The organism is Pseudomonas aeruginosa (assembly GCF_001457615.1).
Classification (GTDB): domain Bacteria; phylum Pseudomonadota; class Gammaproteobacteria; order Pseudomonadales; family Pseudomonadaceae; genus Pseudomonas; species Pseudomonas aeruginosa.
On record NZ_LN831024.1, the window covers coordinates 3575365 to 3600571 of the forward strand.

A 25207-nucleotide genomic window follows, 5' to 3' on the forward strand; every position below is an offset into this window, starting at 1 on the left:
CCGCACTCGAGGTGGTGATGACAGACAGAGCGATACGCAGCCAGGCCTGGGCCGGCGGTTCCGACGCACCGGAAAAGAGCGCCCTGGACATCGGTTTCATGGCGCTGACCGATTCGGCCTCGCTGATCGTGGCCGCCACCCAGGGCTTCGCCCAGCCCTACGGCCTCACGCTCAATCTCAGGCGCCAACCGTCCTGGGCCGCCTTGCGCGACAAGCTGCTCAGCGGCGAGCTGGATGCCGCGCAGTGCCTGTACGGGCTGGTCTACGGCGTCCAGCTCGGCCTCGGCGGCAGCGCGGCAAGCGAGATGGCGGTGCTCATGGGACTGTGCCAGAACGGCCAGGCGATCAATCTTTCCGAACCGCTGAAGCAGGCTGGCGTGACCAGTGCGGAGGCACTGCTCCGGCATCGGCGCCAGAATGGTGCACGCCTGACCCTGGCGCAGACCTTTCCCACCGGTACCCACGCGCTCTGGCTGAACTACTGGCTGGCGAGCATCGGTCTGCATCCGCTGCACGACGTGCACAGCGTGGTGGTTCCACCGGCGCAGATGGTCGGCCATCTCCAGGCCGGGCGCATCGACGGGTTCTGCGCCGGCGGTCCCTGGGGCGCCCTGGCCGTGGACCAGGGCCAGGGCTTCACCATCGCCACCAGCCAGGCGATCTGGCCGGACCACCCGGAAAAGGTCCTCGGCACTACCCGCGCCTTCGTCGACGCCTACCCGAACACCGCCCGCGCGCTGGTCATGGCGGTCCTCGACGCCAGCCGCTTCATCGAACAGAACGCCGAGAACCGCCTGGGCACCGCGCAACTGATCAGCGGCCGCGACTATGTCGACGCTCCGCTCGGCGCGATCCAGCCGCGCTTCTTCGGCCGCTACCAGGACGGCCTCGGCAACGCCTGGCAGGACCCGCATCCGCTGCGTTTCTATGCCGACGGCGAAGTCAACCGGCCCTGGCTCTCGGATGGCATGTGGTTCATGACCCAATTCCGCCGCTGGGGCCTGCTGCGCGAAGACCCGGACTACCTGGGCATCGCCCGCAGGGTCCAGCAGACCGCGCTGTACCGCGATGCCGCGACGGCCCTTGGCCTGTGCCTGGACGGCGCCGACATGCGCCGCTCGACACTGATCGACGGGCGCACCTGGGACGGCAGCGACCCCGCCGGCTACGCCCGCAGCTTCCCGATCCACGCCCTGGCCGAAACCGGCCAGGGCATCGACCTCTGACCCTGGTGCGCCCGCCATGCTGCGTATCCTGCTGATCGACGACACGCCGAAGAAAGTCGGACGCCTCAGGGCCGCCCTGCTCGAGAGCGGTTTCGAAGTGGTGGACGAGTCGGGGTTGACCATCGACCTGCCGGCGCGCGTCGAAGCGCTGCGTCCCGACGTGATCCTGATCGACACGGAGTCTCCCGGCCGCGACGTGATGGAGCAGGTCTGCCTGGTCAGCCGCGACCAGCCGCGCCCGATCGTGATGTTCACCGACGAGCACGATCCGGGAGTGATGCGCCGCGCCATCCAGTCCGGGGTCAGCGCCTACATCGTCGAAGGCATCCAGGCCAGCCGCCTGCAACCGATCCTCGACGTCGCCATGGCGCGCTTCGAGAGCGACCAGGCGCTGCGCGCTCAACTGCAGGCGCGCGAGGCGCAGCTGGCCGAGCGCAAGCGCATCGAGCTGGCCAAGGGCCTGCTGATGAAGATGAAGCATTGCGGCGAGGAGGAGGCCTACACGCTGATGCGACGCCAGGCCATGAGCCGCCAGCAGAAGCTGATCCAGGTCGCCGAGCAGATCATCGCCATGCACGACATGCTCGGCGGCTGAATCCGGCTGGGCAGCTGGCGATCATATCGCCAGCCACCCTGCTGGCCCCCGGCGCAGAGCGGCGCGGCTATGCTCGTGCGCCCGGAACGGCCCTATCCGTTCTGGGAGCTACCCCCTCGCCACCCTCGACTAGCATGACCAGGGAGGCCCGCAGTGGACGCCCAGGGCTAGGAGCCGCAGGCGTCCGCCCGAACCGCACCGCCGACTCAGCGGTCAGGAGATGCTCAGCATGATCGATCTCAGCACCTGGAACCTTACCATTCCCACCGAACCCACCCCGCAGGTGATCACCACCCAGCAACTCAACAACGGCTACCAGAGCCGGTACTTCCAGCAAGGCAACGATGGCGGCCTGGTCTTCTGGGTGCCCATCGACGGCTCGCACACCGAGGACAGCACCTATCCTCGCACCGAACTGCGCGAAACCCAGGCCGACGGCAGCCTCGACAACTGGTACTACTGGCAGGCCGACAACGAACTGCGGGTGACCATGAGCGTCGAGAAGGTCCCCTCGAAGAACAAGGTGATCATCGGCCAGATCCACAGCAAGTCGCCACAGACCGACGACGGCGAACCTCTGGTGAAGCTGCAGTACTACTACAAGCCCGAGGAAGGCCTCGGCCGGGTCGAGGCGCTGGTACGCAACCACCCGGACGATTCCTATAGCCGCAACGTGTCGATCCTCGAGCAGGTACGCCTGGGCGAGCGTTTCAACTACAGCCTGCGCGTCACCTCCAGCGGCGAGTTGGCGGTGCGCGCACGCAGCCAGGACGGCGAAGAGGACGCTTACTACCAGACCCTCGGCAGCGCCTGGAACGACCAGTTGCTCTATTTCAAGGCCGGCGCCTACGTGAACGACAACGCCGGCGACAGCGGCGAAGGCAGCCGCGTGACCATCTACCACCTGAACACCGCCCATCGCTGAAGCGCCGACGGCGCACGGACGCGCCGCCCCAGCCCTGTGCAAGCCCCCGACGCCTGCCACCGCGGCGTGCACGCCGACGCCATGGTTGTCCCTGCAACCGCTCTACGCCGCGCTTTCGACAACTTGGCAAAGAGCTTGCTACGTCCTGCCTGACGGTAGCCAACGGCGGTTACCCATCCCCGACAAAGACGTCGCGCGGCCTCTCCTTCCCGGCAGAGGCCCGTGGCGTCTTCGTCGTTTCGCCCCAGCGTCGGGGCGGGTGGGTGGTCCGCTGTCGGACGCTCACCTTGTAGCGATGCAACTTCCGCCGGGCGGCCGTTCCGCCCCGATTCCGCTGGATACGAGGTGTTCGATGAACAACAGCTTCTGGAAGGCCGGCCATGCGCCGACCCTGTTCGCGGCGTTTCTCTATTTCGACCTGAGCTTCATGGTCTGGTACGTGCTCGGCCCGCTGGGGGTGCAGATTGCCGGCGACCTGCAACTGAGCACCCAACAGCGCGCGATGATGGTCGCCACGCCGATCCTCGCCGGCGCCGTACTGCGCTTCCTGCTCGGCCTGCTGGCCGATCGCTGGTCGCCGAAGAGCGCCGGCATCCTCGCCCAGGTCATCGTCATCGCCGCCCTGGCGGCCGCCTGGCTGCTGGGCGTGAACAGCTATGCGCAGGCACTGCTGCTGGGGTTGTTCCTCGGCTTCGCCGGGGCATCCTTCGCCGTGGCCCTGCCGCTCGCATCGCAATGGTACCCGCCGCAACACCAGGGCAAGGCCATGGGCATCGCCGGCGCGGGCAACTCCGGCACCGTGCTCGCCGCCCTCTTCGCCCCCGGCCTGGCCGCCGCGTTCGGCTGGAACAATGTGTTCGGCTTCGCCCTGCTGCCGCTCGTCCTGACCCTCCTGGTGTTCGCCATGGTCGCGCGCAACGCCCCGCAGCGGCCGGCGCCCAAGGCCATGGGCGATTACCTGAAAGCCCTCGGCGACCGCGACAGCTGGTGGTTCATGTTCTTCTACAGCGTCACCTTCGGCGGCTTCCTCGGCCTGGCCAGCACCCTGCCCGGCTATTTCCACGACCAGTACGGCCTGAACCCGGTGACCGCCGGCTACTACACCGCCGCCTGCGTCTTCGCCGGCAGCCTGATGCGCCCGCTCGGTGGCGCCCTCGCCGATCGCATCGGCGGCATCCGCAGCCTGCTGATGGTATACACCCTGGCCGCCATCTGCATCGCCGCGGTCGGTTTCCACTTGCCCAGCGCGATGGCCGCCCTCGGCCTGTTCGTGGTCGCCATGCTCAGTCTCGGTGCCGGCAATGGCGCGGTGTTCCAGTTGGTACCGCAGCGCTTCCACAAGGAAATCGGCGTGATGACCGGGCTGATCGGCATGGCCGGCGGCATCGGCGGCTTCTGCCTGACTGCCGGCCTCGGCGCGATCAAGCAAAGCACCGGCGACTACCAGCTCGGCCTGTGGCTGTTCGCCAGTCTCGGCGTGCTGGCCTGGTTCGGCCTCCACGGGGTGAAGCGGCGCTGGCGCACCACCTGGGGCTCGGCCGCGGTCACCGCCGCGCGGGTCTGAGCGTGGGGCTGCGACTGAGCATCGGCGAGGCCAGCGCCTGCGGGCCTCGCACGGAAAACCAGGACGCGCTGCGGGTGGTCACCCCGGCGCCGGCCCTGGCCGCCAGCAAGGGACACCTGCTGGCCATCGCCGACGGTGTCAGCCAGTGCGCCGATGGCGGCCTGGCGGCGCGCAGCAGCCTGCAAGCGCTGGCCCTGGATTACTATGCGACTCCGGAAACCTGGGCCATCGTGCAGTCCCTGGACCGCCTGCTGCTGGCGCAGAACCGCTGGCTACAGGCCAACGGCGGCGGCCAGCCGCTGCTCACCACCCTCACCGCCCTGGTGCTGCGCGGCACCCGCTACACCCTGGCCCATGTCGGCGATTGCCGGGCCTACCTGTGGCGCGACGGCGAGTTGCTCCGGCAGACCAGCGACCACGTCTGGGAACAGCCGCACATGCAACACGTGCTGACCCGCGCCCTGGGACTGGACCAGCATCTGGTGGTCGACTATCTGGAAGGCGATCTGGAGCCCGGCAGCCAGTGGCTACTGGTCAGCGACGGCGTCTGGGCGACGCTGGGCGACAGCGGCATCCGCAGCATCCTGCGCAACGCCGAAGAGCCGCAGCGCAGCGCCGAGGCTCTGGTTCGCGCCGCCCACCTGGCAGGCAGCCAGGACAACGCCAGCGCCCTGCTGGTGCGCGTTGAAGCCGTGCCCGCAGGCAGCCTCGGCGACGCCCTCGCGCAACTGGGCCACTGGCCACTGCCGCCACCGCTGAAGCCCGACCAGCTCTTCGAAGGCTGGCGGGTCCGGCAGTTGCTCGGCGAATCCCGCCAGTCCCTGCTCTACCGGGTCGAGGATGGCCAGGGCCAACCCTGGCTGCTGAAGACCCTTCCCGCCGCACGTGCCGACGATCCGCTGGCAACCCAGGCCCTGCTGCTCGAGGAATGGTTCCTGCGCCGCGTCCAGGGCCGGCATTTCCCCGAGTTGCACGGATTGGTGCAGCGCCAGCATCTGTATTACCTGATGCGCGAGCACCCCGGAGAGACTCTCGCCGAGCGCTTGCGCAACCATGGCCCGCTGTCGCTGCCGGAGTGGCTGGGGCTGGCCAACCAGCTGCTGCACGGGCTTGGCCAGTTGCATCGACGCAACCTGCTGCACCGCGACCTCAAGCCGGAAAATCTCCACCTCGGCCGCGACGGCGAGCTGCGCCTGCTGGATTTCGGCCTGGCCTGGTGTCCGGGATTGTCGCGCGAAGACCCCCATCTGCTACCGGGTACGCCCAGCTACCTGGCGCCGGAGTGCTTCTCCGGCACCTCGCCCTCGGTGCGCCAGGATCTCTACGCCACCGGCGTCTGCCTCTACCAGGCGCTGACCGGGCGCTATCCCTATGGCGAGATCGAAGCCTTCCAGCACCCGCGCTTCGGTCGCCCCGTCCCGCCCAGCCGCTATCGCCCCGACCTGCCGGCCTGGATCGACGACCTGCTGCTGCGCGCCGTCGCCTGCGACCCCGCACAGCGCTTCGAGACCGCCGAGGAATGGCTGCTCTCGCTGCAACAGGGAGAAGCGTTGCCGGTCGCGGCGCCCCGCCCATTGCTGGAGCGCGAACCGCTGCAGACCTGGCGCGCCATCGCCCTGCTGTCCCTGGCCGCCAACCTGGCGCTACTCCTGGTCTGGCTGAAGGGCTGAGTGGCACCAGCCCGGTGCGACACGCCCCGGCACGGAGCAGAAAGACCGTGGGGAGCCCCCGCGTTATCCCTGCAAGGCCATGGAGATAGGCAATAGCGCAAGTTGGCACGGCGCCTGCTTTGGTTCTCCCGACAATCGACAACAAAGCGCCTGCCTCAACGACGAGGCGGCGTTTCCCGACCGAACGGGACCTGGACAAAGGCGTCCTGCTGGCAACAGCGGGACGCCTTTTTTGTTTGCGCCAACCTTATGCAGGAGCTCCTCCGCATGAAGAAGATCAAGCTGGTGATGGTCGGCAACGGCATGGCCGGGGTCCGTACCCTGGAAGAACTGCTCAAGCTCAACTCGGACTTCTACGACATCACGGTGTTCGGCGCCGAGCCCCATCCCAACTACAACCGCATCCTGCTGTCCCCGGTGCTGGCCGGCGAGCAGACCTTCGAGGAAATCGTCCTCAACGACCTCAACTGGTATGCGGAAAACGGCATCAAGCTCCTCCTCGACCGCAAGGTGGTGCAGATCGACCGGCTTCGCCGCAGGGTGGTCGCCGCGGACGGCAGCGAGGCCGAGTACGACCGCCTGCTGCTGGCCACCGGCTCGCTCCCCTTCATCCTGCCGATACCCGGCAATCGCCTGCAGGGCGTGATCGGCTACCGCGACATCGCCGACACCCAGGCCATGATCGACTGCGCCCGGACCCACAGCCACGCGGTGGTGATCGGCGGCGGCCTGCTCGGCCTGGAGGCGGCCAACGGCCTCAAGCAACGCGGCATGGACGTGACCGTCGTGCACCTCTCCGACTGGCTGCTGGAACGCCAACTGGACCGCACCGCCGGCAAACTCCTGCAAGGCGCGCTGGAAGCCCGCGGCATCCGCTTCCGCCTGAACACCCAGACCCAGGAACTGATGGACAACGGCAGCGGCCGGGTCTGTGCCGTGCAGTTCAACGACGGCGACGTGATTCCCGCCGACCTGGTGGTAATGGCCGCCGGCATCCGCCCCAATACCGAGCTGGCCGAAAGCGCGGGCATCCCCTGCAACCGCGGCATCCTGGTCAACGACACCCTGCAGACCTACGACCCACGCATCTATGCGGTCGGCGAATGCGCCAACCACCGTGGCATCGCCTACGGCCTGGTTGCGCCGCTGTTCGAGCAGGCCAAGGTCTGCGCCAACCACCTGGCTCATCTCGGCTACGCCCGCTACCAGGGCTCGGTGACCTCGACCAAGCTCAAGGTGACCGGTATCGACCTGTTCTCCGCCGGCGACTTCATCGGCGGCGAAGGCAGCGAGACCATCACCCTTTCCGACCCCATCGGCGGCGTCTACAAGAAACTGGTGATCAAGGACGATGTACTGGTCGGCGCCTGTCTCTACGGCGACACCGCCGACGGCGGCTGGTACTTCCGGCAGATCCGCGAGAACCACAACGTCGCGCAGATCCGCGACCACCTGATGTTCGGCGAGAACGCCCTCGGCGATGTCGGCCACCAGGGCCAGAACAGCGCCGCGAGCATGCCCGACACGGCCGAAGTATGCGGCTGCAACGGCGTCTGCAAGGGCACCATCGTCAAGGCCATACAAGAACACGGCCTGTTCAGCGTCGACGAAGTCAAGAAACACACCAAGGCCGCCAGCTCCTGCGGCTCCTGCGCGGGATTGGTGGAACAGATCCTGATCAGCACCGTCGGCGGCGCCGCCGACGTCAAGCCGAAGAGCGAGAAGGCCATCTGCGGCTGCAGCGACCTCAACCACGGGCAGATCCGCAAGGCCATTCGCGAACACCGGCTGACCAGTCTCGACGCCGCCATGCGCTTCATGGACTGGAAGACCCCGAACGGCTGTGCCACCTGCCGCCCGGCCCTGAACTACTACCTGATCTCGACCTGGCCGGGAGAAGCCAAGGACGATCCGCAGTCGCGCCTGATCAACGAACGCGCCCACGCCAACATCCAGAAGGACGGCACCTACTCGGTGGTACCGCGGATGTGGGGCGGCGTGACCAACGCCGCCGAGTTGCGGCGCATCGCCGACGTCGCCGACAAGTACCAGGTGCCGATGGTCAAGGTCACCGGTGGCCAGCGCATCGACCTGCTGGGGGTGAAGAAGGACGACCTGCCGGCCATCTGGAAAGACCTCGACATGCCCTCCGGACATGCCTACGGCAAATCCATCCGCACCGTGAAGACCTGCGTCGGCAGCGAATTCTGCCGCTTCGGTACGCAGAACTCGACGCAGCTGGGCATTGATCTGGAACACGACCTGTTCAACATGTGGTCGCCGCACAAGGTCAAGCTGGCGGTCTCCGGCTGCCCGCGCAATTGCGCCGAGGCCGGGATCAAGGACGTCGGCATCATCGGCGTGGACTCCGGCTGGGAGATGTACATCGGCGGCAACGGCGGGATCAAGACCGAGGTCGCGGAGTTCTTCGTCAAGCTCAAGACCGCCGAAGAAGTGCGCGAATACAACGGCGCCTTCCTCCAGCTCTACCGCGAGGAAGCCTTCTACCTGGAGCGCACGGTGCATTACCTGCAGCGGGTCGGCATGGAGCACATCCGCAAGGCGGTGGTCGAGGACGCGGAAAACCGCAAGGCGCTCAACGACCGCCTGCAATTCGCCCTGTCCTTCGAGCAGGACCCATGGAAGCAGCGCATCGAACAGCCGCAATTGAAGAAGGAGTTCGAACGGATTCCGCTCAAGCAACTGGAAAACGTCTGAATCCCTTGTCCGGGCCGTCCCACGGCGGCCCTCCCCCTACCGGAGTGAACCGATGAACTGGCTGGATATCTGCGCCCTCGATGAAATCAACCCGCTGGGCTCGCGCGTGGTCGCCGGCCCGAAAGGCGACATCGCCATCTTCCGCGCCGCCGACGACCAGGTCTTCGCCCTCGATGACCGCTGCCCGCACAAGGGCGGCCCGCTGTCCCAGGGCCTGATCTACGGCAAGCGAGTGGCCTGTCCGTTGCACAACTGGCAGATCGAACTGGAGAGCGGCGAAGCCGTGGCCCCGGACCAGGGCTGCGCCCATCGCCACCCGGTGCGGGTGGAGAACGGACGGGTGCTGCTCGGCCTGGACAGCGTGGCGCTGTGCGCCTGATCTCTCGCCGATAACAGGAGCCGAGCATGTCGACAGATTCCCCGCTGCGCACCACCGCTTCGACCTGCTGCTACTGCGGCGTGGGTTGTGGCGTCCTGATCAAACACGACGGCGAACGCATCCTCGGCGTGCAAGGCGACCCGCGGCACCCGGCCAACTTCGGCAGACTCTGCAGCAAAGGCGCCAGCCTGCACCTGACCGGCGACCTCCAGGCCCGCGCGCTGTACCCCCAACTGCGTCTCGGCAAGCAACTGGCGCGGGCTCGCAGCGACTGGGAGAGTGCCCTGGAACATGCCGCCGGGCGTTTCGCCGAGACCATTCGCGAACACGGGCCGGACAGCGTGGCCTTCTATATATCCGGCCAGTTGCTGACCGAGGACTACTACGCCTTCAACAAGCTGGCGCGGGCCCTGGTCGGCACCAACAACATCGACAGCAATTCGCGCCTGTGCATGTCCTCGGCGGTGGTTGGCTACAAGCGCAGCCTGGGCGCCGACGCACCGCCCTGCTGCTACGAAGACCTCGACTGCGCCGATTGCGTGCTGATCGCCGGCAGCAACATGGCCTTCGCCCACCCGGTCCTGTTCCGTCGCCTGGAGGCCGCCAAGGCCGCTCGCCCGGAGATGCGCATCGTCGTGATCGACCCGCGGCGCACCGACACCTGCGAGCTGGCCGACCTGCACCTGGCGCTGCTGCCCGGCACCGACGTCGCACTGTTCCACGGCATCCTGCATATCCTGCTCTGGGAGGACTGGATCGACCGTTCGTTCATCGCCGAGCATACCGAAGGTTTCGCCGACCTGAAGGAACTGGTGCGCGACTACACCCCGGCCGCCGTCGCCGACATCTGCGGCATCGACCGCGCCGACCTGCAGCGCTGCGCCGAATGGATCGGCCGTTCGCCGCGCTTCCTTTCGCTCTGGTGCATGGGGCTCAACCAGTCCAGCGCCGGCAGCGCCAAGAACAGCGCACTGATCAACCTGCACCTGGCCACCGGCAAGATCGGCCGCGCCGGATGCGGGCCGTTTTCCCTCACCGGCCAGCCGAATGCCATGGGCGGTCGCGAGACCGGCAGCCTGGCCAACCTGCTGCCCGGCCACCGCGAAGCCGCCGATCCCGGCCATCGCGCCGAGGTGGCGCACTACTGGGGTGTGGAACAGTTGCCCACGTCCCCCGGTCTCAGCGCCATCGAGCTGTTCGATGCGGTCCACGACGGCCGGATCAAGGCGCTCTGGATCGCCTGTACCAACCCCGCGCAATCGCTGCCGGACCAGCGCAAGATCCACGAGGCCCTTGCCCGCTGTCCCTTCGTGGTGGTCCAGGAAGCCTTCGCCGGCACGGAAACCTGCCAATACGCCGACCTTTTGCTTCCAGCCGCATCCTGGGGAGAAAAGGAAGGCTCCGTGACCAATTCGGAACGGCGGGTCAGTCATGTCCGTCGGGCCGTTCCGCCCCCCGGGGAAGCACGCCAGGACTGGAACATCGTCTGCGACTTCGCTCGCCGCCTGGAAGGGCACCTGCGGCCCGCTAAACCCGGCCTGTTCGCCTTTGCCGACAGCCGCAGCCTGTTCGACGAATACAAGCTGCTCACCGCCGGGCGCGACCTCGATCTTTCCGGCCTCAGCTACGCACTGCTCGACCGCCTGGGGCCGCAGCAATGGCCATTTCCCACTGGCGCGGAGCAAGGCACCGCACGGCTCTATGCAGACGGCCGCTTCCCTACCGCCTCGGGACGCGCGCAACTGGTCGCCGAACCCTACCGCGCCGCCCAGGAAAAACGCGACGCGCGCTACCCGCTGACCCTCAATACCGGACGCTTGCGCGACCAGTGGCACGGCATGAGCCGGACCGGCACCTGCGCACGCCTGTTCGGCCATGAAGAGGAGGCCCTGGTGCACCTGCATCCCGAGGAACTGCGCCGCCGCCAACTGCGGGACGGGCAGCTCGTGCGCCTGAAGAGCCGGCGTGGCGCCCTGGTCCTGCCGGTGAGCGCAGACGACTCGGTGCGCCCCGGCCAGGCCTTCCTGCCGATGCACTGGGGCGATCGCTTCCTCAAGGGCCTGGGCTGCAATGTCCTGACCCTGCCGGCGTTCGACCCCCTGTCGAAACAACCCGAACTCAAGCACGCCGGGGTTCAGGTCGAGTCCGTCGAACTGCCCTGGCGCCTGTTCGCGCTGGTGGAAACCGATATCCAGGCGCGTTTCGAGGCCCTCCGTGCGCTGTGCGAAGTCTTCGACCACGCCAGCTTCAGTCTCGCCGGACGCGAGCGCCCCGCCCTGCTGGTCAGCGCCGCACACCATGAGGCACCTGGCGCAGACCTGCTGGAGCGGATAGATCGCCAACTCGAATTGCTCGACGGGCCGATCCTCGCCTACGACGACCCACGGCGGGCCATCGGCAAGCGCGTGCGCCTCGAAGACGGGCGCATCGTCGCCGTCCGGCTCGCCGGCGAAACCCTCGCCCGTGACTGGTTGAAAGAGCTCTGGCTTACCGGCCGGGCCGATAGCGAGCTACGCCGCTGGCTGCTCGCCCCACTCGGCGCGGCACCGGGACGACCCAGCCAGGGTGCGGGCGGCAAGACCCTGTGCAGTTGCCAGAACGTCAGCCAGCAAACGGTGCTCGGCGGCATCGCCCGCGGATTGGACCTGGACGGATTGAAGCGCGAGTTCGGCTGCGGCACCGGCTGCGGCTCCTGCGTACCGGAAATCAAGAGACTGCTGGCGGCCCCCGGCCCATGGCAGCGAATGCCTGAGGAGAACGACGATGAGCGGTAAGGTCTGGCTGGTGGGTGCGGGTCCCGGCGATCCGGAACTGTTGACCCTGAAGGCAGTTCGCGCCCTGCAGGACGCGGATGTGGTGATGGTCGACGATCTGGTCAACCCGAGCATACTGGAGCACTGTCCGTCCGCCCGGCTGGTCCGGGTCGGCAAACGCGGCGGCTGCCGCTCCACACCGCAGGACTTCATCCAGCGCCTGATGCTGCGGCATGCCCGCCAGGGACGCAGCGTGGTGCGCCTGAAAGGCGGCGATCCATGCATCTTCGGCCGCGCCGGCGAAGAAGCCGAATGGCTGGCCCGGCACGGGATAGACAGCGAGATAGTGAACGGCATCACCGCCGGGCTGGCTGGCGCCACTGCCTGCGGCATACCGCTGACCTACCGCGGCATCAGCCGCGGCGTGACCCTGGTGACCGCGCATACCCAGGACGACAGCCCGCTGGCCTGGGAAGCCCTGGCACGCAGCGGTACCACGCTGGTGGTCTACATGGGCGTCGCCCGTCTCGCAGAGATCCAGGCCGGGCTGCTGGCTGGAGGTATGGCCGAGGATACGCCGCTGGCGATGATCGAGAACGCCACCCTGGGCAACCAGCGCGAATGCCGCAGCAACCTCGGCGAGCTACTGCGGGACGCCGGACGTTTCGCCTTGAAAAGCCCGGCGATCCTGGTGATCGGCGAAGTAACCCGCGACATCGTGTCGCAACCGATTTCCCTGAGCGCCTGACGAGCGGTCTTTTTCCAGGCAAAGAAAAACCCGGCCTGGGCCGGGTTTTTCCTTAGAGGCTCAGCCGATTACTTGGCTTCAGCTTCTACTTCGGCTTCAACGCGACGGTTGATAGCGCGGCCTTCAGCGGTGGCGTTGTCGGCAACCGGGCGGGACTCGCCGTAACCAACAGCGTTCACGCGACCACCTTCTACACCGTACTCGTTGACCAGTACGTCACGAACGGCGTTGGCACGACGCTCGGACAGCTTCTGGTTGTAAGCGTCGGTGCCGACGGAGTCGGTGTGCCCTTCAACGGTGGTGGAAGTGGACGGGTACTGCTTCATGAAGTCAGCCAGGTTCTTGATGTCAGCGTAGCTGTTCTCTTTGACCTTGGACTTGTCGAAGTCGAACTTCACGTCCAGCTGTACGCGTACGACTTCGGCGACAGCCGGGCAGCCGTTGGCGTCAACGGTGACGTTGGCCGGGGTATCCGGGCACTTGTCGACGTTGTCGCAAACGCCGTCGTTGTCGGAGTCGGAGCAAACGTCGGCAACCGGTTCCGGAGCCGGAGCGGCTTTCGAACCACCGAAGTTGAAGCCGACGCCCAGGCCAGCCATCCACTCGCCCTGGTGACCGTTGTCACGCTTCTCCAGACCATACTGGCCGTCGAGGCTGGCCTTGGCGAAGAAGTTCTCGGTGAAGTAGTACTTCAGACCAGCGCCGATGTTGGCCATGGTCATCTGCTGACGGCCTTGGCTGTCGCTGTTGATGTTGGTGATGTTCTGGTGAGCCAGACCAGCCGACACGTACGGACGCAGACCTACGCCCGGGGTACCGAAGTGGTAGATGGCGTCCAGAGAGGTCAGGTTGCCGTGGACCTTCTTGTTGCCGGTTTCGTAGGTGCCACGAACGTCATGGTACTCACCGTAGGACAGCGCCAGCTCGACGTCGTCGGTCAGGAAGTAACCGATCGAGCCGCCGTACAGGTCCGCGTTCTTCATGTTGCGAACGCTGTCGGTGAAGTAGCGCTTGCCGAAGGCTTCGATCTCTACCGAGTTCTGGCCCTGGGCAAAGGCGTTCATTGCCGAAGCGGCAACCAGCGAGCCGATGACAACGCCTAAGGTGTTCTTCAGTTTCATCCGTTAAATCCCCATCTTGATGGTCAGTTAGTTGTCCAACAATCAGCCGCACAACTTGGGTGGCAAGTTTATCAGAACTTCCCGCATAGAGAGACAATATTTACCCAACTATGTTTCGGTCGCATCTGAAAACTTTTCGCGCAGGCGGTCCAGTGCCCGCTTGTAGCGCATTTTCGTCGCACTCAGACCCATGTGCATGATATCCGCTATCTCCTGAAACTCCAGTTCCGCGACGAAGCGAAGAACCAGAATCTCCCGATCTATCGGATTGACATGGACGAGCCAACGATCCAATCCGCCCCGCTCCTCAACCTTCGGCGACTTCTCCTCGGAAGCCTCCTCCAGCGGGTCGAGGCTGAGCGCATCCATCAATCGGCGCTTGCGGCGCTCCTTGCGGTACTGCGTGATGCACTCGTTGTACGTGATGCTATATAGCCATGTTTTGAACTTCGACTTGCCCTCAAAGTTCTTCAACCCGTACAAAACTTTCAGCATCACCTCCTGGCACACGTCGTCCGCGTCGCGGTCGTTGCCCAGGTAGCGGGCACAGACGTTGAACAGCGTGCGCTGGTAACGCCGCATCAATTCTTCATAGGCGCGCGTCACGTGGAACAGCTCCGAGTGCGCACGCTCGACCAGCTCTTCATCGGAAAGCTGGCGGGGGTCATACCGCTGTGACAGGGGGTGAGGCTTATTCAAGTGAGATCAGGCCAGTCATATCGTAAGCCGGGCCGCCCTGCAGAGCAGCCACGTCCATTATCTCTCCCGGATCAGCGGCTGGTAACTCGCTGATCGAGCAGTAGACGGTTGGCCAGCGACACAAGCTCTCCCTCTTCCGTCAGCAGGATGGTCTTGACCGTACCTATCTCTTCAATAGTGCCTTCAACGTCACCCACTTTCACCTGTTGTCCGACCTGATACAGCTCGCGGACGTAGATTCCTGCAATGATCTGCCCGGCGACCTCGCGGCTGCCCAGGCCCAGGGCCAGCGCAGCGGCCAGGCCGACGGTGATCAGGACGATGGCGATGATGTAGTTGAGCAGGTCGGTCTTGACCTCGAGCTGCCCCACCGCCACCGAGATGCTGATGATGATGACCAGCCACTGGGCGATCCGCCCCAGGCCGTTCGCGTATTCGAGGCCGACGCCGTCCGCCGCGCCGCGCACGACGCTGTTCACCAGTTGCGCCAGGAGCACGCCGACGATCAGCACCAGGGCCGCGCCGAACACCTTGGGCAGGTACAGGGCGAGGACGTCCAGCGTGGCGGATACCCGCTGCAGGCCGAGCGACTCGGCGGCGGATACGAGGAAGACGAGCAGCACGAACCAGTAGACGATCTTGCCGACCAGCGTCGAGACCGGAACCTGGATGCCGACCCGGGCCAGCAGCTTGGTCAGGCCGGTGCCACCCATCAGCCGGTCCAGGCCCAGCTTGGCCAGCAGCTTGGAAAGCAGCGCATCGAGCAGCTTGGCGATGACGAAGCCGAGCAGAACGACCACCAGGGCGCCGAGCAGGTTGGGAATGAAGCCTGCCAGCTTGCCCCACAGGGTGTTCATCGCGGTCAGCAAGCTCTGGGTCCAGATATCGAATTGCATGTTCACTCAGCCTTGTCAGCAGAAGATGCGTTTTTCGCGGAAATACGGGAAACCGGCGCCAGATGCGGCGAACCGTTGTTGATGCCGATCATCAGCGCCTGCAGCCAGTGCCCCATGAGGCTGAACAGGTCACCGGCGCCAACCTGGCGATTGGCGGTCTTCAGCACCCGTCCCAGACGCGCGTCGTCGTCCGGCTGGGGAGCCGAAGCCTTGAGCAGGTCCCGCAGGGACTCTTCGAACGGATCGTGCATGCACACCTCATGTCTGTACGAGGGAGTGACGCCCTCTCCTCACCCCAGGTCACGTCAGAGCCAGCGCAGCCGACGAAATACCCACCACTGGAAGGTGGCGACCCCGCCGATCAGCAGGCAGGCCAGCCAGAACCCATGCGGTGCATCCGCCCCCGGAATGCCGCCGACATTGATTCCCAGCAGGCCGGTGACGAAGCTCATCGGCAGGAAAAAGCCGGTGATTATACCAAGGAGATACATGGTGCGGTTCATCCGTTCGGTGATTCGCCGCGACTCGGCTTCCTGCAGGACGCTGATGCGCTCCCGTATCAACTCGAGTTCTTCGAGATTCCGCGTCAGCCGGTTGTTCAGCTCGTTCCAGTAATCGGCGTCGTCCTCGACGAACCAGGACAGCTTGTAGCGCGCCAGTTGCGAGTAGATGTCCCGCTGCGGCGCCAGGTAGCGCCGCAACCCCGCCGACCGGCGGCGCAGGGTACGCAACTGGTGCTGGTCGGGACTGGCACGCTCGTCCGCCTCGACCAGCTCCTCGACAGCATCGAGCTGGTCGGCTATCCCGCTGATCAGCGTGTCGACGCGATCGGTCAGGTAGTGCGCGAGGTAGTACACGACCTCGGATGCTGTCTTCGGCCCTTTCCCCGCCTCCAGGTCCTCGAGCAGATCGGCCACCGCCTTCAGCGGCCGCAGGCGCAGCGAGATCACCCGGCGCGCGTCGGCGAATACCCGCAGCGAAACCATGTCTTCCGGCTCCGCGCCCGGATTCAGGTTCACTCCACGGAGGAACACCAGCAGGCTTTCGGCCCCGAGATCGAGCAAACGGGGGCGGGTCGCCTCCTCCAGCAGCAGATCGCAGGCGAACTCGCTGAGCCCCGCGGAATCCCGCAGCCAGGCCTGTGCCTCCGGTACGCCGCGGTCCCAGTGCAGCCAAAGACTTTCCTCCGGCAGCAGGTCGAGCACCGCTATCTGGTTGCGTCCGACACGGCGTCCGCCGCCGCGCCCGTTGAGGACGTAGCCATAGATCAGGCCGCGCTCGTCACCCGACTCGTACGCTTGCATTGCGCTTCCCTTGGTAAAACGACCATTTCGACAGTAAAAACACAAGTCCGGTACCAGTCAATTCATGGACTTGCGGCACAACCTTAAAGCCAGTCCTGAGACCCGTATGCGCACCCCGGGTTCATTCCAGCAAAAAGCCCCGGGACGCTGCCTGCGTCACCGGGGCCGGAACGGCTGTTAAAAAGCCCTATTCGGGCATCTTCAAGGCCTGCGGAGAAACGATGATGCCGTTGTTGTCGGCATACACGAACTCGCCGGGGCGGAAGGTGACGCCGCCGAAGGTCACGGCGACGTTCAGATCGCCGATGCCGCGCTTGTCGGTCTTCAGCGGATGACTGGCCAGGGCCTGGACGCCAAGGTCGGTCTGGGCGATCACGTCGACGTCACGGATGCAGCCATATACGACGATCCCTTCCCAGCCGTTCTTCGCCGCTTTCTCGGCCAGCATGTCGCCCAGCAGGGCGCGGCGCAGCGAACCACCGCCATCGACGACCAGGACCTTGCCCTTGCCGTCCTTGTCGACCTGCTCCTTGACCAACGAGTTGTCTTCGAAGCACTTGATGGTGACGATCTCGCCGCCGAAGGAGTCGCGGCCGCCGAAGTTGCTGAACATGGGTTCGACGACCTGGACCAGCTCAGGATAGGCATCGCACAGATCGGGAGTGACGTAATGCATGGGAAGCTCCTGTGGGTGAAGGGATCGGCTCGGGCAGCTCCGGAGGAACATCGGCCGCCCGCCCCGGCGGCGCCGGCGTGACCGGAGCCGCCATTTGCGTCACATGTTAGCCGCTGATTCCGGCTTCCGATACGTCTAGCGCCTCGCTCCACGCGGATTCGTCGCCCGCCGGCGATCGCTGGCGCAGCCAGCGCTCCACCAAGGGCCAGACCTCTAGCTGGGCCGCCTTGCCGATCAGCATCTCGATATGCCCGTAGTCCTCGGCGTAGCCAGCCTCGCGTCCGAGCAACAGGTATTCGCGCTCGGACGAGGCGAACTGCTCGAACAACTTGCGACAGGCCCAGGACGGGTCCTGCCGGTCCCCAGCCCCGGCGACCGCCAATAGCGGTACGTCGACTGCGGCGAGCCCCTTCCACCAGTCGTTGCCCGGCTCGCCGAAGCGGCCGAACAGCCCATGCCAACGCAGGACCTCCAGCGCCAGGCCGACCGGCTCGTCTTCCGGCCCCTGCCGCCAACGGCTTCCGGACAGCGCATCGACGCGGCGCAGCAGCAGGCGCGCGAGGATGCCTGCCATGGGCAACCTGAACAGCCAGTGCGCGGTGCTGACCTGGCTACCGAACAACGCCACGGAAGCGATCCGCGCCTGATCCAGGTAACCCCCGCCCAGTCCCGCCGCCAGCACCACCCCACCGAGGGAGTGGCCAATCCAGTGCGCCGGCTGCCCGCACTGCTCGTGGATGAAGGAGGCCAGCGCCGGCAGGTCGTAGCGCGCGTAGTCGGCGACCCGGTTGTCCCGGTAACCATCGTTGCGAATCGACAGGCCATGGCCGCGCATTTCCGGCAGCCAGACATCGAACCCCGCCCGCGCCAGGTAAGGACCTAGTCCGAGCGCACGCGGCGAGTACCAGAAGCGGCGGTTGGAAAAACTCCCGTGCAGGAGGATCACAGGCGGTCCGCGCCGCTCGCCGGCGGCCTGCTGTCCAAGCCGGGTTACGACCAGCTCGACGCTGGCATCGGGGCTGTTGCCGGGCTTCAGGCGATAGATGTCTTCGGTAAGGTCGGCGCGCAACTCGGCGCTGACCAGGGCGACAGGAAAGAGGCGACTACTGCTTTGCATGCTTGTCTTGTACAGGAGGCACGAAAAAGGGCGGTGTTACCCGCCCTTTCCGGATACAGCGAGGACCGATCAGGCCTGGTCTTGCCCCTCGGCAAGGAAGAACCAGGTATCCAGCACCGAGTCGGGGTTCAGCGAGACGCTCTCGATGCCCTGCTCCATCAGCCAGCGGGCCAGGTCCGGGTGGTCCGACGGACCCTGGCCGCAGATGCCGATGTACTTGCCGGCCTTGTTGCAGGCAGCGATGGCGTTGGCCAGCAGCTTCTTCACCGCCGGATTGCGCTCGTCGAACAGGTGGGCAACGATGCCGGAATCGCGATCCAGGCCCAGGGTCAGCTGGGTCAGGTCGTTGGAACCGATGGAGAAGCCATCGAAGAACTCGAGGAACTCGTCGGCCAGCAGGGCGTTCGACGGCAGTTCGCACATCATGATGACCTTAAGGCCGTTCTCGCCGCGCTTCAGGCCGTTCCCGGCCAGCAGCTCGACCACCTGGCTCGCCTCGCCCAGGGTGCGCACGAAGGGCACCATGATCTCGACGTTGGTCAGGCCCATTTCGTTGCGGACCTTCTTCAGCGCACGGCACTCCAGCTCGAAGCAGTCGCGGAACGACTCGCTGATGTAGCGCGAGGCACCACGGAAGCCGAGCATCGGATTCTCTTCTTCCGGCTCGTAGAGCTTGCCGCCGATCAGGTTGGCGTACTCATTGGACTTGAAGTCGGACAGGCGCACGATGACCTTCTTCGGCCAGAACGCCGCGGCCAGGGTGCTGATGCCCTCCACCAGCTTCTCGACGTAGAAGCCGACCGGATCGGGATAGCCGGCGATGCGCTTCTCCACGCTTTCCTTGATGTCCGCCGGCAGGCCGGCGAAGTTCAGCAACGCCTTGGGGTGCACGCCGATCATGCGGTTGATGATGAATTCGAGGCGGGCCAGGCCCACGCCTTCGTTCGGCAACTGGGCGAAATCGAAAGCGCGATCGGGATTGCCGACGTTCATCATGATCTTGAACGGAAGGTCGGGCATGGCGTCGACCGAGTTCTTGCGCACATCGAAACCGAGTTCGCCTTCGAAGATGAAGCCGGTATCGCCTTCGGCACAGGAAACGGTCACCCCCTGCCCATCCTGCAGGATCTGGGTGGCGTTGCCGCAACCGACCACCGCCGGGATGCCCAGTTCGCGAGCGATGATCGCCGCGTGGCAGGTACGCCCGCCGCGGTTGGTGACGATGGCGCTGGCGCGCTTCATCACCGGCTCCCAGTCCGGGTCGGTCATGTCGGAGACCAGGACGTCACCCGGTTGGACCTTGTCCATTTCCGACACGTCGTTGATCACCTTGACCGGACCGGCACCGATGCGCTGGCCGATGGCACGTCCTTCCACCAGGACGGTCCCCTTCTCTTTCAGCAGGTAGCGCTCCATGACCGTGGCGCTGGCGCGGCTCTTCACGGTTTCCGGGCGTGCCTGGACGATGTACAGCTTGCCGTCGTCACCGTCCTTGGCCCATTCGATGTCCATCGGGCGGCCATAGTGCTTCTCGATGATCATGGCCTGCTTGGCCAGCTCGGTGACCTCGGCGTCGCTCAGGGCGAAGCGGGCGCGATCGGCGCGATCGACGTCCACTACCTTGACCGAGCGACCGGCCTTGGCTTCGTCGCCGTAGATCATCTTGATCGCCTTGCTACCCAGGTTGCGGCGCAGGATGGCCGGACGCCCGGCTTCCAGGGTCGGCTTGTGGACGTAGAACTCGTCGGGGTTCACCGCGCCCTGAACCACGGTCTCGCCCAGGCCGTAGGCACCGGTGATGAAGACCACGTCGCGGAAGCCGGATTCGGTGTCCAGGGTGAACATCACCCCGGCGGTGCCGGTTTCCGAGCGGACCATGCGCTGCACGCCGGCGGACAAGGCGACCAGCTTGTGATCGAAGCCCTGGTGCACGCGGTAGGCGATGGCGCGGTCGTTGAACAGGGAGGCGAAGACCTCTTTTGCTGCGCGGATCACATTGTCCACGCCGCGGATATTGAGGAAGGTTTCCTGCTGGCCGGCGAACGAGGCGTCCGGAAGGTCTTCGGCGGTAGCGGAGGAACGCACTGCCACGGCGAGGTTGTCGTTGCCGTTGGCCAGGGCGGCGAAGGCCTGGCGGATCTCGCTGTCGAGACGGGCCGGGAACTCGGCTTCCATCACCCACTGGCGGATCTGCGCGCCGGTCTTGGCCAGGGCGTTGACGTCGTCGACGTCCAGGGCGTCCAGGGCCGCGTGGATACGGTCGTTGAGGCCACTCTGCTCGAGGAAGTCACGGTAGGCCTGGGCGGTGGTGGCAAATCCGCCGGGTACGGAAACGCCGGCACCGGCCAGGTTGCTGATCATCTCGCCGAGGGATGCGTTCTTGCCCCCCACATGCTCTACATCATGGACGCCGAGCTTATCGAGGGAAACTACGTACTCTACCAAGGTGATCTCTCCACTATTGAATTGGAAAAGCTCAAGCGGGGCCAGGAGCAGCTCCGCTGGATTCTGGCCTGGCCCTTAGAAATAAGTGACAATGCTGCGACAGAAAGGCCTCTGACAACGCGCGGCCTATCATAGCCAAGAATCGTTCCTACCTTAAGGCTTTCGGTGCAAATGAAACGAACCGCATTCTTCATCTCGGACGGCACCGGTATCACCGCCGAAACCCTGGGCCAAAGCCTTCTGGCACAGTTCGAGAACATCAGCTTCGTCAAACTGACGAGACCGTACATCGATACCGAAGAAAAAGCGCGCGCCATGGTACAGCAAATCAATAATGCTGCCGAGTCGGACGGGGCCCGCCCGATCATCTTCGATACCATCGTGAACCGCGACATCCGGGCGGTCCTGGCGCAATCCAACGGTTTCATGATCGATATCTTCGCCACCTTTCTTTCGCCTCTGGAACAGGAGCTTTCGGCCGACTCGTCCTATTCGGTCGGCAAGTCCCACTCCATCGGCCACAACTCCCACTACATGGATCGCATCGAGGCGGTGAACTTCGCCCTCGACAACGACGACGGCGCCCGCACCCACTACTACGACAAGGCCGACCTGATCCTGGTCGGCGTCTCGCGCTGCGGCAAGACGCCCACCTGCCTGTACATGGCCCTGCAGTATGGCATCCGCGCCGCCAACTACCCGTTGACGGAAGAGGACATGGAGCGCCTGCAACTGCCGAACGCCCTCAAGCAGTACAAGCACAAGCTGTTCGGCCTGACCATCGACCCCGATCGCCTCACCGCGATCCGCAACGAGCGCAAGCCCAACAGTCGCTACGCCAGCTTCGCCCAGTGCGAATTCGAGGTACGCGAGGTCGAAAGCCTGTTCCGCCGCGAAAACATCGCCTACATCAACTCCACGCATTTCTCGGTGGAGGAGATTTCCGCAAAGATCCTCGTCGAAAAAGGCGTGGAACGGCGCTTCAAATAACCGCTCCGGGGCCAGCGGCTCGGCACCGCCAAGGTCCCTTGCCCGCTTCCGGTAACGCTTCGAGCCCCAGGATGGAATTTCGTTTCATCCCAGGGGCAAAACCCCGACCAAGTGGTATAAGCGGCTGTCGCTGCCGAAAAACCGCGTGATAGAATGCGGCCCGCATGCGCCTGGCGGGGCGCCCGGCATGCCCGGCCTGCCGAGCGCAGGTCGATGACGCAGGGTTTTCCGTCACGGACTGGACAGCGATCGCAAGATCGACCCGCCGAACGCGACACCAACCAGGACTTATGAAACTCAAGCCCTTAGCTCCCCTGCTCTGCCTATTCATCGCCGTACCAGGCCTGAGCGTAGCCGCCGAAAAGACGGTCTACGGCCTGAACGAATACGCGCGCATCAACGACCCGGACATCCAGCTGGCCGCCAAGCTCGACACCGGCGCCAAGACCGCCTCCCTCAGCGCCCGCGACATCAAGCGTTTCAAGCGCGACGGCGAAACCTGGGTGCGCTTCTACCTGGCCACCGACAACGCCGACGACACCCCGATCGAGAAGCCCCTGGCGCGGATCAGCAAGATCAAGCGCCGCCATGGCGACTTCAACCCCGACGAGGGCAAGGCCTATACCGCCCGTCCGGTGATCGAGCTGCAGGTCTGCATGGGCAAGGCGATTCGCACCATCGAAGTGAACCTGACCGACCGAAGTGCATTCCAATACCCGCTTTTGATCGGCTCGGAGGCCTTGAAGAAATTCGACGCACTGGTCGATCCGAGCTTGAAATACTCGGCCGGGAAACCCGGCTGCAAACCTGATGCAAAACCTGCTGAGTAAACGACATGCGCTCTCTCAACCTGCATCTGAAAGTCCTGATCGCCATCCTGCTGACCCTGGGTGTGGCGATCACCGCCTATCAGATTTTCGTCCAGGGTATTCCCGTTACCGAAGCCGAAACCGATGACCTCTGGAACATCGATGCCAAGGTCGACTTCGTCGCCACGCCGAAAACCCCGGTCAAGGTGCAGATGTTCGTTCCGCCGTTGAGCCAGGACTACGTCAGCCTCAACGAAAGCTTCGTCTCCAACAATTACGGCGTCAGCATCAATCGCGCCGACGGCAATCGCAAGGTGACCTGGTCCGCCCGCCGCGCCAACGGCAAGCAGACCCTGTACTACCGCCTGGTGCTGACCAAGCGCTACACCGGCGAGAAGACCAAGGAGAAAGGCCCGATCTTCCGCGACAGCCTGCCCCTGGAAGGCCCGGAGAAGATCGCCGCAGAAGCCCTGCTGGCCCCCATTCGCCAGCACTCGGCCGACGTCGAGACCTTCGTCAGCGAAGCCATCAAGCGCGCCAACAACGGCAACGACGACAACGTCAAGCTGCTGATGGCCGGCGACACCAGCCTGGAAAAGAAAGCGCATATCGTCGAGACCCTGCTGTCCATCGCCCACGTGCCGATGGAGCGGGTCCACACCATCCGTCTGGTCGCCGACCTGCAACAGAGCCCGGAACTGTGGCTGCGCAGCTTCAACGGCGAGAACTGGCTGTATTTCAACGTGGTCACCGGCGAACAGGGCCTGCCCTCCGATCGCCTGATCTGGTGGCTTGGCGATGAGCCGCTGATGACCATCGACGGCGGCAAGAAGGCCCAGGTCAGCTTCAGCCTGAACAGCAGCGAGATGAACGCCATCCGCCTGGCCAAGCTGTCCGACGAGAACACCGAGGCGGCCTTCCTCGAGTACTCCCTGTACGGCCTGCCGCTGTCCACCCAGCAGACCTTCCAGATCATGATCATGATCCCGATCGGCGTGCTGGTGATCCTGATCCTGCGCAACCTGATCGGCCTGCAGACTCTCGGCACCTTCACCCCGGTGCTGATCGCCCTGGCCTTCCGCGAGACCGGCCTGCAATGGGGTATCGCCCTGTTCACCGTGATCACCGCCCTGGGCCTGTCGCTGCGCTCCTATCTCGAGCACCTGAAGCTGCAGATGCTGCCGCGCCTCTCGGTGGTGCTGACCTTCGTGGTGGTGATGATCGCGGTGATCAGCCTGTTCAGCCACAAGCTCGGCTTCGAGAGCGGCCTGTCGATCGCCCTGTTCCCGATGGTGATCCTGACCATGACCATCGAACGCCTGTCGATCACCTGGGAAGAGCGCGGCGGCGGCCATGCGATGAAGGTGGCCATCGGCACCCTGTTCGCGGCATCGCTGGCGCACATCCTCATGCGCATCCCGGAACTGGTGTACTTCATCTTCACCTTCCCGGCCGTGCTGCTGATCCTGGTCGCCTTCATGCTCGCCATGGGCCGCTACCGCGGCTACCGCCTGACCGAGCTGTTCCGCTTCAAGGCCCTGCTCAAGGACTGAACCATGTCGATCTGGAAGACCTGGAAAGACCTGACCGCGAAAGGCGTGATGGGCATCAACCGACGCAATGCCGATTACGTCCTGAAGTACAACAAGCGGCACCTGTATCCGGTGGTGGACGACAAGATCATCACCAAGGAACGCGCGCTCGAGGCCGGCATCCACGTGCCGGAGATGTACGGCATCATCGAGACCGAGAAAGGCATCGACAAGCTCAACGAGATCATCGGCGAGCACAACGATTTCGTCATCAAGCCGGCGCAGGGCGCCGGCGGCGACGGCATCATGGTGATCGCCGACCGCTTCGAGGGCCGCTACAAGACCGTGTCGGGGAAGATCGTCAGCCACGAGGAGATCGAGCACCACATCTCGAGCATCCTCTCCGGCCTCTACTCCCTCGGCGGCCATCGCGACCGCGTACTGATCGAGTACCGGGTGACCCCCGACCAGATCTTCAAGAGCATCAGCTACGAAGGTGTGCCGGACATCCGCATCATCGTACTGATGGGCTACCCGGTGATGGCCATGCTGCGCCTGCCGACCCGGCAGTCGGGCGGCAAGGCCAACCTGCATCAGGGCGCCATCGGCGTGGGCGTCGACCTGGCCACCGGTGTCACCCTGCGCGGCACCTGGCTGAACAACAAGATCGCCAAGCACCCGGACACCACCAACGCGGTGGACGGCGTGCAACTGCCGAACTGGGACGGCTTCATGAAGCTGGCGGCCGGTTGCTACGAGTTGTCGGGCCTCGGCTACATCGGCGTGGACATGGTTCTCGACCAGGAGAAAGGCCCGCTGATCCTCGAACTCAACGCCCGCCCGGGCCTGAACATCCAGATCGCCAACGACAGCGGCCTGGTGCACCGCTGCCACGCCGTCGAGGCGCGACTGGAAGAACTCAAGGCGAAAGGCATCGAAGAGTCCGCGGAAGAGCGCGTACGCTTCTCCCAGCAGCTGTTCGGCCACGTCCAGCAGCACCAGGGCTGACGTGCTTCCGGTATGAAGAAGCCCGGCTCCGG

Annotated in this window: 20 protein-coding genes and 1 pseudogene; 13 read left to right on the plus strand and 8 right to left on the minus strand. The window is 65.1% G+C overall.

What is annotated here, in order from left to right; translation table 11 throughout:
- Positions 1 to 17: 17 nt before the first annotated feature.
- The 9 genes and pseudogenes from AT700_RS16245 (at position 18) to cobA (ending at position 12578) form a co-directional block, all read left to right on the plus strand.
- Positions 18 to 1226 carry a CmpA/NrtA family ABC transporter substrate-binding protein gene (locus AT700_RS16245; RefSeq protein ID WP_015503106.1) on the plus strand — a complete coding sequence of 403 codons (1209 nt, stop codon included), beginning with the start codon at positions 18 to 20 and terminating at the stop codon, positions 1224 to 1226.
- Between the two features lie 16 nt (positions 1227 to 1242).
- Entirely contained in the window at positions 1243 to 1821 is a 579-nt protein-coding gene (locus AT700_RS16250; protein WP_003087868.1) for an ANTAR domain-containing response regulator, read from the plus strand.
- Positions 1822 to 2050: 229 nt separating this feature from the next.
- Positions 2051 to 2746 (plus strand): polysaccharide lyase family 7 protein, encoded by a 696-nt coding sequence (locus AT700_RS16255; protein ID WP_003087865.1) that lies wholly within the window; start codon positions 2051 to 2053, stop codon positions 2744 to 2746.
- Between the two features lie 352 nt (positions 2747 to 3098).
- Positions 3099 to 4310 (plus strand): MFS transporter, encoded by a 1212-nt coding sequence (locus AT700_RS16260; protein WP_003087861.1) that lies wholly within the window; start codon positions 3099 to 3101, stop codon positions 4308 to 4310.
- A gap of 74 nt (positions 4311 to 4384) precedes the next feature.
- Positions 4385 to 5980, plus strand: coding sequence for a bifunctional protein-serine/threonine kinase/phosphatase (locus AT700_RS16265; RefSeq protein WP_235213973.1), 1596 nt, complete (start codon positions 4385 to 4387; stop codon positions 5978 to 5980).
- A gap of 267 nt (positions 5981 to 6247) precedes the next feature.
- A complete protein-coding gene (gene nirB, locus AT700_RS16270) occupies positions 6248 to 8698 on the plus strand; it encodes a nitrite reductase large subunit NirB (RefSeq protein ID WP_010794038.1) in 2451 nt (816 codons plus the stop codon).
- 52 nt (positions 8699 to 8750) lie between these two features.
- Positions 8751 to 9077: a nitrite reductase small subunit NirD gene (gene nirD / locus AT700_RS16275; RefSeq protein WP_003098054.1), complete on the plus strand. Its 327-nt coding sequence runs from the start codon at positions 8751 to 8753 to the stop codon at positions 9075 to 9077.
- A gap of 26 nt (positions 9078 to 9103) precedes the next feature.
- Positions 9104 to 11829: pseudogene (locus tag AT700_RS16280) on the plus strand (molybdopterin-dependent oxidoreductase).
- Between the two features lie 11 nt (positions 11830 to 11840).
- Complete coding sequence (cobA, locus tag AT700_RS16285) at positions 11841 to 12578, plus strand: uroporphyrinogen-III C-methyltransferase (RefSeq protein WP_003087845.1); 738 nt, start codon at positions 11841 to 11843, stop codon at positions 12576 to 12578.
- 68 nt (positions 12579 to 12646) lie between these two features.
- Here cobA and oprF read toward each other — a convergent pair whose 3' ends face one another.
- From oprF to ppsA, 8 genes are all read right to left on the minus strand, one after another.
- A complete protein-coding gene (gene oprF / locus AT700_RS16290) occupies positions 12647 to 13699 on the minus strand; it encodes an outer membrane porin OprF (protein ID WP_003087843.1) in 1053 nt (350 codons plus the stop codon).
- 108 nt (positions 13700 to 13807) lie between these two features.
- Positions 13808 to 14398 carry an RNA polymerase sigma factor SigX gene (gene sigX / locus AT700_RS16295; protein ID WP_003098059.1) on the minus strand — a complete coding sequence of 197 codons (591 nt, stop codon included), beginning with the start codon at positions 14396 to 14398 and terminating at the stop codon, positions 13808 to 13810.
- A 71-nt stretch (positions 14399 to 14469) separates the two neighbouring features.
- The gene (locus tag AT700_RS16300; RefSeq protein ID WP_003087830.1) at positions 14470 to 15294 is read right to left on the minus strand and encodes a mechanosensitive ion channel family protein; all 825 of its coding nucleotides are present in this window, start codon (positions 15292 to 15294) and stop codon (positions 14470 to 14472) included.
- 2 nt (positions 15295 to 15296) lie between these two features.
- Positions 15297 to 15551, minus strand: coding sequence for a hypothetical protein (locus tag AT700_RS16305; RefSeq protein WP_003122844.1), 255 nt, complete (start codon positions 15549 to 15551; stop codon positions 15297 to 15299).
- A 48-nt stretch (positions 15552 to 15599) separates the two neighbouring features.
- Positions 15600 to 16598 carry a zinc transporter ZntB gene (locus tag AT700_RS16310; protein WP_003098062.1) on the minus strand — a complete coding sequence of 333 codons (999 nt, stop codon included), beginning with the start codon at positions 16596 to 16598 and terminating at the stop codon, positions 15600 to 15602.
- A gap of 187 nt (positions 16599 to 16785) precedes the next feature.
- On the minus strand, positions 16786 to 17274 hold the full coding sequence (gene rraA / locus AT700_RS16315) for a ribonuclease E activity regulator RraA (RefSeq protein WP_003087823.1): 489 nt from the start codon (positions 17272 to 17274) through the stop codon (positions 16786 to 16788).
- A gap of 106 nt (positions 17275 to 17380) precedes the next feature.
- Positions 17381 to 18391, minus strand: a complete 1011-nt coding sequence (locus AT700_RS16320; protein WP_003120309.1) for an alpha/beta fold hydrolase — start codon at positions 18389 to 18391, stop codon at positions 17381 to 17383.
- A gap of 69 nt (positions 18392 to 18460) precedes the next feature.
- Positions 18461 to 20836 (minus strand): phosphoenolpyruvate synthase, encoded by a 2376-nt coding sequence (gene ppsA / locus AT700_RS16325; RefSeq protein WP_003098065.1) that lies wholly within the window; start codon positions 20834 to 20836, stop codon positions 18461 to 18463.
- Between the two features lie 171 nt (positions 20837 to 21007).
- Between ppsA and AT700_RS16335 the strand changes: the two genes are divergently transcribed.
- The 4 genes from AT700_RS16335 (at position 21008) to AT700_RS16350 (ending at position 25175) form a co-directional block, all read left to right on the plus strand.
- Entirely contained in the window at positions 21008 to 21826 is an 819-nt protein-coding gene (locus tag AT700_RS16335) for a pyruvate, water dikinase regulatory protein (RefSeq protein WP_023120703.1), read from the plus strand.
- A gap of 290 nt (positions 21827 to 22116) precedes the next feature.
- Positions 22117 to 22656 (plus strand): ATP-dependent zinc protease, encoded by a 540-nt coding sequence (locus AT700_RS16340; RefSeq protein ID WP_003087811.1) that lies wholly within the window; start codon positions 22117 to 22119, stop codon positions 22654 to 22656.
- Positions 22657 to 22661: 5 nt separating this feature from the next.
- Positions 22662 to 24188, plus strand: coding sequence for an inactive transglutaminase family protein (locus AT700_RS16345; protein WP_003087809.1), 1527 nt, complete (start codon positions 22662 to 22664; stop codon positions 24186 to 24188).
- Between the two features lie 3 nt (positions 24189 to 24191).
- Positions 24192 to 25175, plus strand: a complete 984-nt coding sequence (locus AT700_RS16350) for an alpha-L-glutamate ligase-like protein (protein ID WP_003087807.1) — start codon at positions 24192 to 24194, stop codon at positions 25173 to 25175.
- The last annotated feature ends 32 nt before the right edge of the window (positions 25176 to 25207 follow it).